Source organism: Aeromonas sp. R7-1, from assembly GCF_040908115.1.
Taxonomy (GTDB): domain Bacteria; phylum Pseudomonadota; class Gammaproteobacteria; order Enterobacterales; family Aeromonadaceae; genus Aeromonas; species Aeromonas caviae.
Map to the genome: position 1 here is coordinate 18,156 of NZ_JBFODD010000038.1, position 13,427 is coordinate 31,582.

The window sequence follows — 13,427 nt, forward strand, 5'->3', positions numbered from 1 at the left end:
AATTTTTGATGACACTTATTTATCGCTGATAGCGACGCAGCCAGGCAAAGGGCAGCGCCAGCAGAGTCAACCAGAACAGGCTGCCACCACCGCCCTCGCCACCATCCTGACCGGTCTGGTTGTTGACCGGCGCATTGCTGACCACATAGCTGGCCGGGGCATTGCCCTGATAATCCGCCACGGCCGGCGTCAGTTTGACGGCGACCACGGTGGCGTTGGCGCGTTTGTTGAGGTCGCTCTCGCTGTCATAGCGATACGCCGTCGCGGCAATGGTGCCGTCGCTGCTGATGCCGCTGGCATAAGCGATGTGATAGTACTTGCCGTTCTGGGCACACTGCTTGTTGCCGGCGTCATCCTTGCCACAGATGAGATCGTTCAGATACCAGCTGTTGGCCGGGGCGGCCGCGTTCAGCAGGAAGGCTTCCTGCATGCGGTTGGTGCCATTGACCACCGGTTGGGTCTGGTGACGGGAGTCGCGCCAGCCAACCACCATGTTGTGCTCGTTGATGGCGGCCGCTTCCGAGCCTGCCCCCGAGACCGGCTTGTCCTGGAGAGGAAGGCTGGCCGCCGTACCCGGTTTGCTCAGGTTGAACAGGAACATCTCCACCGGGCGGTTCTGGCTCTTGTTGATGCGATAGCGCTGGTTGCCGATCACGTAGCCGTTGTCGTTGACGGCCACGGCCCAGCTGTGTTGCAGCTTGGCATCGTCCTTGCCAGGCTCGCCATCCGGCAGCGGGATGATCTTGGTGGTGCCCACGGTGCCGGCAGCCGTATCCAGGGTCCAGTAGCTGGCGAGGTTGCGACCATCCAGATCACCGGTGCCCACCTCGCCGGTAGAGCTGTAGCCCACGCCGTAGAGGGTGCCGTTGTACTTGGCCACGCCCAGTGCAGAGGCAGTTTGCAGCACCTCGTCACGCTGATGACCATAGGTGCCGGCCTGCATCAGCTTGTTGAACCCGCCCGAGCTGTTGAGCAGCCAGAAGCTCGCCTGGGTATCGACCCCGGGGCAGTAGCGGAAGTCACCGTACTGGCTGTCATTGCCCGTCTCGAAACACCACTTGTAGAAGTCACCGCCCACCTTGTGGCGATACTTGTCGCTGGCCGCGGTACCGGTCACCAGATACTGACCGTTGTCCAGCTTCTTGATGGAGGTGGGTACGCTCAGGCCGTGGGTGCTGGCCGCATCCTTGAGCTCGACCGGGTTGCCGTCATTGACCACGGCAAAGGCGGTACGCAGCTTGCCATTCATCTTGTAACCGACCCGATCCTCCGGGACATCCCCGAGGGCCGTCACCAGGCCATCAACCTCGGAGCTGGTCACGTAGCCCAGGTTGCTGCGTTGATCCACCTTGTCCAGGAAGTCGCGACGCCACTGGTAGGCAAAGCCCGAGTTGTCGCTCCAGAAGGAGTTGCAGACCGAGTTGGAGAGCATGCAACCCTGCTCGAAACGGAAACGATCCACCAGGAAGTCGGCAAACCGCACGGTGGAGAAGTATTCCGCCATGTTGTTCTTGGTGTTGAGCCCGATGAGGCCGTTGGCATCGCCGCTGATCCCGCTGGCATAGCCTTTGACTTCGTCATCGACGATGGTGAAAAAGGAGCTTTGTGCCGCCTGCGCGTTGAGGCTGGCGCCGACCAGGATGGCCAGCATGGATAATTGCTTTTTCATCTACTTCCTTAGTCTTGATGTTTCAACGCTTCCAACTCCTCCCAACGGGAGAAGGCGTGTTCCAATGCGGCCTCTGCCGCATTCAATGCATCCAGTTTGGGCTGGGTCTGCTCTGCTGGCAGGGAGAAGAAACCGGGGTGGTTAATCTCGGCCTGCAGGGCATCGAGTTCCATTTCCAACTGTTCCAGCCGGGCTGGCAGATTATCCAGCTCCAGTTGCAACTTGTAAGAGAGTTTTCGTGTTTTTTTCGCAGGCTCCGCTGCCGACGCGACAGGCTCTGCCACCTTGATCTGGGTCGCCTTGGCCGTCTGTTGGGCGGCCTGCAGGGCTCGTGTGGCCATCATGTCGGCGTAGCCCCCGACATAATCGCTGATCCGACCATCCCCTTCAAACAGCCAGCAGCCGGTCACGGTATTGTCGATGAAACGGCGATCGTGGCTGACCAGCAGCAGAGTGCCCGGGTAATCGGTGAGCAGCTCTTCCAGCAATTCCAGCGTTTCGACATCCAGGTCGTTGGTTGGTTCATCCAGAATCAACAAGTTACTGGGCTTGAGGAAGAGTTTGGCCAACAGTAGACGGTTTTTCTCGCCCCCTGACAAGGCCTTGACCGGGGTGCGCGCCCGCTTGGGCTCGAACAGGAAGTCCTGCAGGTAGCCAAGGATGTGGCGGGAGCGGCCGCGAACCATCACCTCCTGCTTGCCCTCCCCCACGTTGTCCACCACCGTCTTCTCGGGGTCGAGCTGCTCACGGTATTGATCGAAGTAGGCCACTTCCAGGTTGGTCCCCTGGCGCACCGAGCCACGGCTCGCCTCGAGCTGCCCCATCAGCAGCTTGATCAGGGTCGACTTGCCGCAGCCGTTGGGGCCCACCAGAGCAATCTTGTCCCCGCGCAGCACCTGCAGATCCAGTCCCTGGAACAGGGTGCGATCACCAAAGTCCAGCCCCAGCCCCTCGGTCTCGAACACCAGCTTGCCGGAGCGGCCCGCCTCGTCCAGTTGCAGCTTGGCCTTGCCCTGCAGTTCCCGGCGCTGGGTGCGCTCCATGCGCATCGCCTTGAGGGCCCGCACCCGTCCCTCGTTGCGGGTACGACGCGCCTTGATCCCCTGGCGCACCCATACCTCTTCCTGGGCCAGCTTGCGGTCGAACTCGGCGTTTTTCAGCTCCTCGACCCGCAACCACTCCTCCTTGCCTTGCAGATATTCGTCGTAGTTGCCGGGCCAGGAGGTGATCACGCCGCGATCGAGATCGATGATCCGGGTCGCCAGCTTGTGGATGAACTCCCGGTCGTGGGAGATGAAGACGATGGCGCCGCGAAAGTCCTTGAGGAACTCTTCCAGCCAGTTGATGGCATCGATGTCCAGGTGGTTGGTCGGCTCGTCCAGCAGCAACAGATCCGGGTCACACGCCAGGGCGCGGGCCAGAGCCACCTTGCGCAGCCAGCCGCCAGACAGACTGTCGAGCGTCACATCAGGGTCGAGATCGAGCAGGGTCAGCACCTGATTGATGCGGGTCTCGTACTGCCAGCCGTTCTGATAGTCGAGCTGCTCCTGCAACTGGCTCATGGTGCGAATGTTGGCATCGGAAGGGTCGTGCGCCAGGGCGTGGGAGACATGGTGGTACTGCTTGAGCAGCTCCCCTACCCCGGCCAGCCCTTCTGCGGCGTAATCGAACACGGTGATCTCGCTCGAGGCGGGCGGATCCTGCTCGAGGCGGGTCACTTTCAAATCTTGTTGCAACACCAGACGGCCGTCGTCCAGTGGCAGTTCGCTGGCAATCACCTTCATCAGGGTGGACTTGCCCGCCCCGTTGCGACCCACCAGACAGAGGCGCTCGCCCCGCTCTATGGTGAGCTCGGCATGGTCGAGCAGCGGAAAATCACTGAACGACAGGGACGCGCCGTGCAATGTCAAAAGAGCCATGTTTGTTCCTTGTTGCTTATGAAAAAACGGGCGGCAGCGTGAATCTGCCCCCGTTTTGTCGTCAAATCCTGCTCACCCCTGTGCCAGCCAGCCTTGCAGCTCCCCCAGGGTGAAGGGCCAGCCCAGCTCCCGGCCGGCACTGTCTTGCAGCACCGGGATGCGCACCCGGTAAGCCTCGAGCCAGGCCTCCTCCTCCAGGATGTCGCAGCGGCGGGTCTGCGCGGCCATCCCGGCCTGTTCCACCAGCGTCCACGCCTGTTCGCACAGATGGCAGCCGTCGGTGTGAAACAGGGTCAGCATCAGCCTTGTGCCTCGGCGTGGGTGATGATCCAGCAGTTGTGGATATGCTGGTTGCGCTCGAAGTCCTTGGGCCGGGTCTTGTTCGTGATGTTCTGCGCCTTGAGACCGATGGCGTCAAGGCCGGCCAAGTCCATCTTGAAGTGGCGCTTGTTGTTGGAGAAGACCAGGGTGCCGTCCGCCGCGAGCAGGCGCTTGAGGTGCTGCATCAACAGCAGGTGATCCCGCTGCACGTCGAAGCTCTCGTCCATCCGCTTGGAGTTGGAGAAGGTGGGCGGATCGATGAAGATGAGGTCGTACTGCTCGTCGGCTTCCGACAACCACTTCAGACAGTCCGCCTGCACGAACTTGTGCTCGCGGCCCACCAGCGAGTTGAGGCGCATGTTGTCCTGGGCCCAGTTGAGGTAGGTGCGCGACATGTCCACCGTGGTGGTTTCGCGGGCGCCGCCGAGCCCCGCGTGCACGGTAGCACTGCCGGTGTAGGCGAAGAGGTTCAGGAAGCGCTTGCCCCGAGCCATCTGGCCCAGCATGCGGCGGGTCTGACGGTGGTCGAGGAAGAGGCCGGTGTCCAGATAGTCGTAGAGGTTGACCCAGAGGCGTGCTCCGTACTCCTGCACCTCCATCCGGTGCTGCTCTTCGGAGAGCTTCTGGTACTGCTGTTTGCCTTCCTGGCGCTCGCGCACCTTCAGGATCACCTTCTCGCCGTCCATGCCGGTCACCTTGATGGCGGCCTGCACCATGTCCAGCAGACGCTGGCGGGTCTTCTGGGCGGGAATGTCCTTGGGCGCCGCGTACTCCTGTACCACCAGATAATCCTGATAGCGGTCGATGGCGGCGTTGTACTCCGGCAAGTCCGCGTCATAGAGGCGGTAGCAATCGAGGTTCTCCTTGCTCGCCCATTTCTCGAGGGTCTTCAGATTCTTGCGCAGACGGTTGGCAAAGTCCTGGGCCACCTCTTTCTGGGAAGCGACGGCATCGAGGGCGATCTGGTAGTTGCGCAGCTGGCACTCGAGGGCGCCGTTGAACAGGCGATACTGCTTGTCGGCACGCAGGCGCAGGCAGCTCAGGAGTTCGGGAGAGGCGGAGAGAATGGTGACCTTCCACCCCTGGAAGCCGCGGCGCAGGGCATCGCCAAGGGCCTGATGCACTTCCAGCAACGCCGGGAACTCCCCAAGACGCTCGCCATAGGGCGGGTTGGAGATGAGCATGCCGACCTGACGGCTCTCCCCTTCCACAGCCGGCATCGGCAGCGGGTTTTCCAGCTTGGTGACATCGGCCTGCTTGAAGGTGATGAGATGGGCCACGCCGGCGGCCTTGGCGTTGTCACGGGCCTTCATCAGGACCCGGGTATCCGCATCGCAACCGAACAGCTTCACCTCGCAGCGCTGCATGCCGCGCTTGGCTCGCACCTGGGCTTCCATCATCAGGCTCTGCCACAGTTCACCATCGTGTTGCAGCCAGCGATCGAAACCGAAGCGCTCGCGGCGCAGCGCAGGCGCCATGTCGGCAGCGATGAAGGCCGCCTCAATCAGCAGGGTACCGGAGCCGCACATGGGGTCCATCATGGGCTCGCCGGCCCAGCCGCTGCGGGCAATCATGGCCGCAGCCAGGTTCTCTTTGAGGGGCGCCTCGCCGGTGCCCTGGCGATAGAAGCGCTGGTGCAGCGCCGGGCCTGACAAGTCCAGCGTGATATTGGCCTTGCCTTTGCCAAGGTGCGCCATGATGCGAATGTCCGGAGACTTCTTGTCCACATCCGGGCGCACGTGACCGCGCTTGGTGAAGCGATCGACGATGGCGTCCTTGATCTTCAGGGCGCCGTACTGGGTATTGCGAATGGAGGCGTTGGTACCGGTAAAGTCCACCGCGATGGTGGCGGTACCGGAGAAGTGATCTTCCCAGGGAATGGTATGGGCCCCGAGGTAGAGGTCCAGATCGTCGTTCATCTGGAACTCGGAGAGCACCAGCACGATACGGGAGGCAAAGCGGCTCCACAGACAGGCCTTGTAGCCGATGGCCAGTTCGCCCTTGAAGTGGACGCCGGCCACGGTCTCACGGACCTGCTCCGCACCCAGATTGGTCAGCTCGACGGCCAGCAGGTTTTCCAGCCCTTTGGGGCAGGTTGCAAAAAATTCTTTCATCACGCTCACGGGGATGCCATAAAAATAGTGCCGCATTATACCTTATCGGCCCGCGCTCGGCACTCGAACCTTGGACAAAGGCGCCATATAAACGGCAAGAGGCGCGGCAAACGCTCCCCTCCCCCTTGCGGGCGACAGGATCCCGCTCCTGGCTGGCAGTTGTCTACCATCACATTCGTAAAGAATTCGAAAATCTTGCCCGGACCAGGCAGAAAATGGTCGTGACGACCAGACGAAGGAGAAAATACAAATAATGGAACAAGAGAGAGACTGAGCGCTTAAATATCAGACCAATATAGCAGGCCTATAACGGACTTATTCGTCGCCATATAACGGCCCCGTCGTCAGCCCACTTCCCGATATTGTGTCTGTGCCCGAACTCTGGCTTGCATCCGGTTATTCATCACCTTGATCACGGCAAAGCGCGGCAGCGTCTTGCTGTTGGTCAGCACCAGCTCGTCGGTCAGGTTCAGGCAAACACTCGCCTGATCGCCGGCTTCGATGACCATGAATTCCCCCCGACCATGGGGCGTATCCATCCACACCAGGGATCCCATATCCGGAATAACATGGGCCTGCTGTTCATGAAAGAACCAGCTTTGCGGCATCAGGGGTTTATAAAAACGGCTGACGGCGATGGCATTGAGGACCAGCTGGACCTGGTGGGGCGTACTCCAGTCGAGTTCAGCGGCCTTGTCCATCAACTGGTAATAGAGGGCGGCATCATCCACGCAAAAAGGCTGGGTGGTGAAAGAACAGGGAACAAGTTGCCGACCTTTATATTCGGTGGCAAATATCATGCGATCGGACAAATCCAGCATCAGGCGATCATCCTGAGCGTCATAATGCCACTGCCAATTGTCATTGGGTTGAATACACATGGTGGTGCCCTTATCTAAGCCGTCCCTCGACTTTATTCCATGTTGAGAATTTGAGCAACGTTAAATAAGGGCAACCGGTTATTTTTTAAATATGGGTAACGATCTCTTTGACCAGACTCGGCCCTTTATAAATAAAGCCGCTGTAAATCTGGACAAGACTGGCACCCGCCGCCAGTTTTTCCCGAGCCGCCATGGCGCTGTCGATACCACCCACACCGATAATGGGCAGGGCGCCGTCGAGGGCCTTGGCCAGGTGGCGAATCACCTCGGTGCTCTTGTGCTGGAGCGGACGACCGCTGAGCCCGCCAGCCTCTGCGGCATGGGGCATGTCATATATCAACTCCCGCTCCAGAGTGGTATTGGTGGCGATGACACCGTCAATACTGTTCTTGATCAAAGAGGCGGCTACCTGATCTATTTCATCGAGTGACAGATCCGGGGCAATTTTCACGGCCAGCGGCACATACTTTTTATATTTCTCGGCCAGCTCCTGTTGACGCTGTTTCAATGCGGCCAGCAGTTCATCCAGTGCATCGCCATATTGCAATTGACGCAGACCCGGGGTGTTTGGTGAGGAAATATTGACCGCAATATAACCGGCGTGGTCATACACCTTGTCCATGCAGAGAAGGTAATCATCCTTGCCCTGCTCGATGGGGGTGTCCTTGTTCTTGCCGATATTGATGCCGATCACCCCCTGATATTTGGCCTCTTTCACCTTGGCCACCAGGTGATCGACTCCCTTGTTGTTGAATCCCATGCGATTGATGATCCCTTCGGCCGGGATCACCCGGAAGAGACGAGGCTTGTCATTGCCGCTCTGGGGTCTGGGGGTCACGGTACCGACCTCGATGAAACCAAACCCCATGGCGCCGAAGGCATCGATACACTCCCCGTCTTTATCCAGACCGGCGGCCAACCCCACCGGATTGGCAAAATTAAGCCCCATGACGGTGACGGGGCGTTTGGGCAGAGAATGGCGGAAGAAACAATCAAGCGGGGTACCGAGAAGGCGGGGCAAATATTTGATGGAGAGATCGTGAGCCTGCTCCGGATTGAGTTTGAACAGGAAATGCCTGGCGAGTGGGTACAGCATGCTTGCTCCTTAAAAAAAGCCCCGGCAACTGGCCGGGGCTTTTGGGGTTATGCCGAGGTTCGGCAATTCAACTGGAGCAGGTTCAACTCTCGCAAGGCCACCGAGAACTTGGCGAACTCGTGCGTGCTCGTGGTCTTGAAGTCGGCCAACATGTGGGTCCAACGGGACAAGAGTTGCTCATGCTCCGAAATCCAGTCGGCCAGTATGGTAGCGCATTCCCCCTGCTCTTTGCACCCTTCCAGTACCACGGAGGTGAGGCTGCGTTGCTGCCAGTCCAGATCTTCGCGGAAGGAGGCCCGCGCCATCGCCTGCCAGTGATTGCCCACCGGCTGATGGTTGATCTGCTCGAGGAACCAGTGCAGATCCAGCTTGGCACCCAGGCGATAGTAGACGTTGGCAACCCGCAGGATGTCGGTCTTGTGCTCCGCGGCAATCTGCGCCAGATCCAGGCAGGAGAAGAGGCTGCTCATGTGTGCCACGCGACGGGCGATGGCCTCCGGCACCTGTTTCTCCATCAGGGCGGCGACAGCCTGGCTGTGTTCGGCCACTTCGCTCTCGTCCATTACCTCATAAAGGTGCTGACTCAGGGTCTCGAAGGCCGGGCGGAAGAAGGCGATGTTCTCGCCGATGCTCCAGCTGCGGTTGCGGGCGCGCAGGAACCAGCGGGTGGCGCGGCGCACGATGCGGCGGCTGTAGAACATCAGCTCGAGCTGGGTCTGGGCATCCACCCCGTTGTCACACCCTTCGATGTCACGCCACAGGGCGCCGAGGCCGAACACTTCCCGGGCCATGGCGAAGCAGCAGGCCACTTCCGCCACCGAGGCACCGGTCTCGTCCTTCATCCGGCTGGCGAAGTTGAGCCCCATGTCGTTGACCAGCATGTTGGCCACCCGGGTCGCGATGATCTCGCCTCGCAGTGGATGCTGGGCCAGGGCCGCACCAAATTGCTGCTGCAACTGGGTCGGGAAGCTGGTGACCAGCATGTTGGCGAGGAAGGGCTCGTCGGTCACTTCCGGGCAATTGAGCTGCTCTTTGAGCACCATCTTGCCATAAGCCACCAGCACCGCCAGCTCGGGTCGGGTCAGCCCCTGCCCTGCCGCCATCCGCTCGGAGAGTTCCTCGTCGGAGGGGAGGAACTCGAGCGCCCGGTCCAGCTTGCCTTCCCGCTCCAGCCCCTGGATGAAGCGCTGCTGCTCTTTCAGCTGCTCGGCACCACGGAAGGCGGTCACCGAGATGGACTGTGACTGGCGATAGGCGTTGGTGATGACCACCTGGGCCACCGCATCCGTCATCTCGTAGAGCATCTGGTTGCGCTGCTTGAGGGTCAGATCCCCGGCGGCCACCAGTTGGTTTAGCAGGATCTTGATGTTGACCTCGTTGTCGGAGCAATCCACCCCGCCCACGTTGTCGGTGAAGTCGGTGTTGATGCGACCACCCTGACTGGCATACTCCACCCGGCCAAGCTGGGTGAAGCCCAGGTTGCCACCCTCGCCCACGATGCGGGCACGCAGATCACGCCCATTGACGCGCAGCACGTCGTTGCTGCGATCCCCGACGTCGGCGTCGCTCTCGCGGGCGCTCTTCACATAGGTGCCGATGCCGCCGTTCCAGAGCAGGTCGACGTTCAGGCAGAGCAGCGCCTTGATCAACTCGTTCGGGGCCATGCCGCTCTTGTCGGTGCCGAGCAGGGTCTGCATTTCCGGGCTCAGCTTGATGGACTTGGCAGAGCGCAGGAAGATGCCGCCCCCCTTGGAGATGAGCTCACGGTTGTAGTCATCCCAGCTGGAGCCGGGCAGCTCGAACAGGCGCTTGCGCTCGACGAAGCTCCTGGCCGCATCCGGGGTCGGGTCGACGAAGATATGCATGTGGTTGAAGGCGCCCACCAGCTGGATGTGCTCGGAGAGCAGCATGCCGTTGCCGAACACGTCGCCGGCCATGTCGCCTATCCCCACGCAGGTGAAGTCGGTGGTCTGGCAGTTGATGCCAATCTCACGGAAGTGCCGCTTGACCGATTCCCAGGCGCCGCGGGCGGTGATGCCCATCTTCTTGTGGTCATAGCCCACCGAGCCGCCGGAGGCGAACGCGTCGCCGAGCCAGTGGCCGTATTCGAGGCTGATTTCGTTGGCGATGTCGGAGAAGGTCGCGGTGCCCTTGTCGGCGGCCACTACCAGGTAGTAGTCATCCTCGTCGTGACGCACCACGGATTTGGGCGGGATCACCTCGCCGCCGATGATGTTGTCGGTCACGTCGAGCAGACCGCGGATGAACAGACGGTAGCAGGCCTTGCCCTCCTCCTGGATGACGGCACGGGGGGCGCCTGCCGGCATCTGCTTGCAATAGAAGCCGCCCTTGGCGCCCACCGGCACGATAACGGTGTTCTTCACCTGCTGGGCTTTCACCAGACCCAGCACTTCGGTGCGGAAGTCCTCCTTGCGATCGGACCAGCGCAGGCCGCCACGGGCCACCTTGCCCCAGCGCAGATGTACCCCTTCCACTCGCGGGGAGTAGACGAAGATCTCGAACTTCGGCAGCGGCAGCGGCATGTCAGTGATGCTGGAGGGGGCCAGCTTGAAGGAGATGTAGGGCTTGATGTTGCCCGCCTTGTCCAGCTGGTAGTAGTTGGTGCGCAGGGTGGCGTCGATCATCTCCACATAGCGGCGAATGATGCGATCGTCATCCAGGTTGGCGACCTGATCCAGCTTGGCCGCAAGCTCCTCGTGCAGCTTGGCCTGCACCTTGGCATCCTGCTTGATGGCCGGATCCAGGCGCTGTTCGAACAGAGTGAACAGCAGTTGGGCGATGTCCGGATAACGGGTCAGGGTCTCCTCGATATAGGACTGGCTGAAGGAGACGCCGGTCTGGCGCATGTATTTGGCATAGGCCCGCAGCACGGATACCTGACGACCGGTGAGGCCGGCCCCCAGCACCAGACGGTTGAAGCCGTCATCTTCCAGGGTCTTGTTCCAGATGGCGGCGAAAGCCTGCTGGAAGCGCTGCTGGCTCTGCTCCAGATCGAACGGTTGCTCACCCCGCAGCAGCATGGAGAAATCGAGGATCCAGAACACCTCGCCGGTGGGGGTCCGTACCTGATACGGTGTCTCGCCGATGACGCGCAGCCCCATGTTTTCCAGCATGGGCAGGACGTCGGAGAGGTGGATGGGTTCGCTTCGGTGGAACAGCTTGAGGCGTACCCGGCGATCGTTCTCCTCCTCCTGGGCGCGGTAGAACAGCATGCCAAGCGGCTCGGCCTCGCTCAATCCATCCAGGGCCATGATGTCCGCGACGGCAGAGCCCGGCAGCACATCTTCCTTGTAGGCGCGGGGGAAGGCGGTGCTGAAACGGCGGCGCAGCTCGTTGCCGCGGGCCTCGCCATAGTGGGAAAGCAGCACGGAATCCAGGCGGTCATCCCAGCTGCGGGCCGCTTCAATCAGGTTGTTCTGTACTTCGTTCACATCCACATCCACGTTGTTGTTGTTGACCCGTACTATGTAGTGGGTCCGTGCCAGCACGCCCTCGGTGAAGTAGACGTTGAACTCCACATCGATGCTGCTGCCAAAATATTTCTGCAAAATCTGCTGGGTCTTGACTCGCAGCGCCGTGTTGTAGCGCTCCTTGGTGACATAGACCATGCAGGAGAAGAAGCGGCCGTAGACATCGCGGCGCACGAACAGGCGCAGCATGTCCCGCTCCTGCATCTCCAGCACCCCGAGACCGGTGGCCAGCAGCTCCTCTTCACGGGCCTGGATCAGCTCGTCGCGCGGGTAGGTTTCCAGCACGTTCAGCAGCGCCTTGTAGGCATGGGAGCCCGATTCAAAGCCGGAGGCGGCCATGATGCGCTCGAGGCGGTGGCTGATGAGGGGGATCTGGGTCGCACTGGTGTTATAGATGGAGGAGGCATACAGGCCGATGAAGCGATCCTCTCCCACCACCTTGCCGTGCTCGTCGAAGCGCTTGATGCCGATGTAATCCACATAGGCCGGACGATGCACCCGGGACTTGCTGTTGGACTTGGTGAGGATCAGCAAGTCGGAACTGAGGGCCGCGTGACGGGCGCTGGCGGGCATGGTGCCGAGGCGCTGGCCTTCGTCCTTGATGGAGTTCTTCATCAGCCCCAGGCTGGACTCGGGCTGCGGCAGGATCTCGTGATCCCCCTCCACCGCCTTGACGTCGTAGCGACGATAACCCATCAGGGTGAAGTTGTGGGCGGCCACCCATTTGAGGAAGGCGACGCAGGAGTCAACCTCGGCCTGGCTGACCGGGTTCTTGCGTTTGGGCAGCTCCTCGATGATCTCGTTCAGGCGCGCCAGCATGGGCTGCCAGTCTCCCACCGCCAGGGCCACTTCCCGCGCCACCGAGTTGAGCTCGGCAGTCAGGGCGTCCATCTCCTCTTCACCGGTCAGGTGATCGATTTCGATGAGGAAGGCGGTTTCCACCGAGGTCTGCTCTGCGGTGTTGTCCAGATCCAGGATGGCGCCAATCTTGCCGCCTTCGCCGCGGATCAGGTGCAGCGGCTGGTGCAGCATCATGTGGGCGGTGATATTGAGACGCTTGAGGGCCATGCGGATGGAGTCCACCAGGAAGGGGGAATCCTGCAGGATGATCTCGACGATGGTATGGGGAGACTGCCATCCGTGGCGGGTCAGCTCGGGGTTGTAGACCCGGATATAGGGCTCGATGCCGGTACGGTGGTTGAGGGCATTCCACAGACTGAGGGCGGCGCCATAGAGATCGCTGTCATTGCGGTCATGCAGATCAGTGCTGGCCATGTTGCCGTAGAACTTGGCAACGAAACATTCGACCAGGGAGGCACTGTTTTTCGGCAATTTCTGGTGGATCAGACTGAGAACGTTTTCGAGCAGAACGGAGGTAGGGGCGTCTTTCAATGCCATTGCTAGTTTCCTTATCGGACGACATCACAGACACGGCGACATCCACCCAGGATGCCCACCGGTACAGAGTTGCAGCGAAGTGTAATGGCTTGGATCAAGGAAGGCGAGCAAAGGTGATAACGGGATGTTAAAAACAAGGGGCAGATCACGGCTTGGGTTGTGATAAATTTTGCCAAGTTGGCAAAATTCAGAAAATCGCACTGGATGCCGCGCCATTTACCGGATAGATAGTGACTTAAAGCAGATATTTACCCGGATTGATGTTCAAGTTTTGTTAATTTATGCGTTCCAGGGAAATGAAGCGATGATCATCCTGGGTTTTCAGTCGAAAGTAGCCGTGAACGCCGCTCTCCGACACAAAACGCCGGATTTTCTCCAACCCCAGCTCCAGGGTCAGACCCTGCTCGGTTCGTACCACCAGGCGGTTCACCTGCCCCTGGTACATCAACATGATCTCGTCGCGGCCAAGGGAGAGCCGAAAAGTGTATTGCCTCATGTCACCTCCTGGTCATCCATGAAAAACGGGCAGGAGAGCCAG

The 13,427-nt window shown here is 60.4% G+C and carries 8 protein-coding genes; all 8 read right to left on the minus strand.

The annotated features are described in order from the left end of the window. Positions 1-19 precede the first annotated feature (19 nt). The 8 genes from AB5Y51_RS09365 to AB5Y51_RS09400 all read right to left on the minus strand — a co-directional run bounded on the left by AB5Y51_RS09365 (position 20) and on the right by AB5Y51_RS09400 (position 13,385). The gene (locus AB5Y51_RS09365) at positions 20-1,669 is read right to left on the minus strand and encodes a DUF3466 family protein (RefSeq protein WP_368178331.1); all 1,650 of its coding nucleotides are present in this window, start codon (positions 1,667-1,669) and stop codon (positions 20-22) included. Between the two features lie 8 nt (positions 1,670-1,677). After that, on the minus strand, positions 1,678-3,588 hold the full coding sequence (locus tag AB5Y51_RS09370; RefSeq protein ID WP_041215149.1) for an ABC transporter ATP-binding protein: 1,911 nt from the start codon (positions 3,586-3,588) through the stop codon (positions 1,678-1,680). A 72-nt stretch (positions 3,589-3,660) separates the two neighbouring features. Beyond that, on the minus strand, positions 3,661-3,888 hold the full coding sequence (locus AB5Y51_RS09375) for a glutaredoxin family protein (RefSeq protein WP_010674762.1): 228 nt from the start codon (positions 3,886-3,888) through the stop codon (positions 3,661-3,663). Continuing rightward, positions 3,888-6,059 carry a bifunctional 23S rRNA (guanine(2069)-N(7))-methyltransferase RlmK/23S rRNA (guanine(2445)-N(2))-methyltransferase RlmL gene (rlmKL, locus tag AB5Y51_RS09380; protein WP_042017072.1) on the minus strand — a complete coding sequence of 724 codons (2,172 nt, stop codon included), beginning with the start codon at positions 6,057-6,059 and terminating at the stop codon, positions 3,888-3,890. The genes AB5Y51_RS09375 and rlmKL overlap by 1 nt, the downstream gene beginning before the upstream one ends. Positions 6,060-6,367: 308 nt before the next feature. Continuing rightward, entirely contained in the window at positions 6,368-6,904 is a 537-nt protein-coding gene (locus AB5Y51_RS09385) for a cell division protein ZapC (protein ID WP_029314546.1), read from the minus strand. An 85-nt stretch (positions 6,905-6,989) separates the two neighbouring features. Further along, entirely contained in the window at positions 6,990-8,000 is a 1,011-nt protein-coding gene (gene pyrD / locus AB5Y51_RS09390) for a quinone-dependent dihydroorotate dehydrogenase (RefSeq protein WP_368178332.1), read from the minus strand. Positions 8,001-8,047: 47 nt separating this feature from the next. Further along, positions 8,048-12,889, minus strand: a complete 4,842-nt coding sequence (locus AB5Y51_RS09395; RefSeq protein ID WP_368178333.1) for an NAD-glutamate dehydrogenase — start codon at positions 12,887-12,889, stop codon at positions 8,048-8,050. A gap of 274 nt (positions 12,890-13,163) precedes the next feature. Beyond that, complete coding sequence (locus AB5Y51_RS09400) at positions 13,164-13,385, minus strand: DUF2835 family protein (RefSeq protein WP_010674767.1); 222 nt, start codon at positions 13,383-13,385, stop codon at positions 13,164-13,166. Positions 13,386-13,427 lie beyond the last annotated feature (42 nt).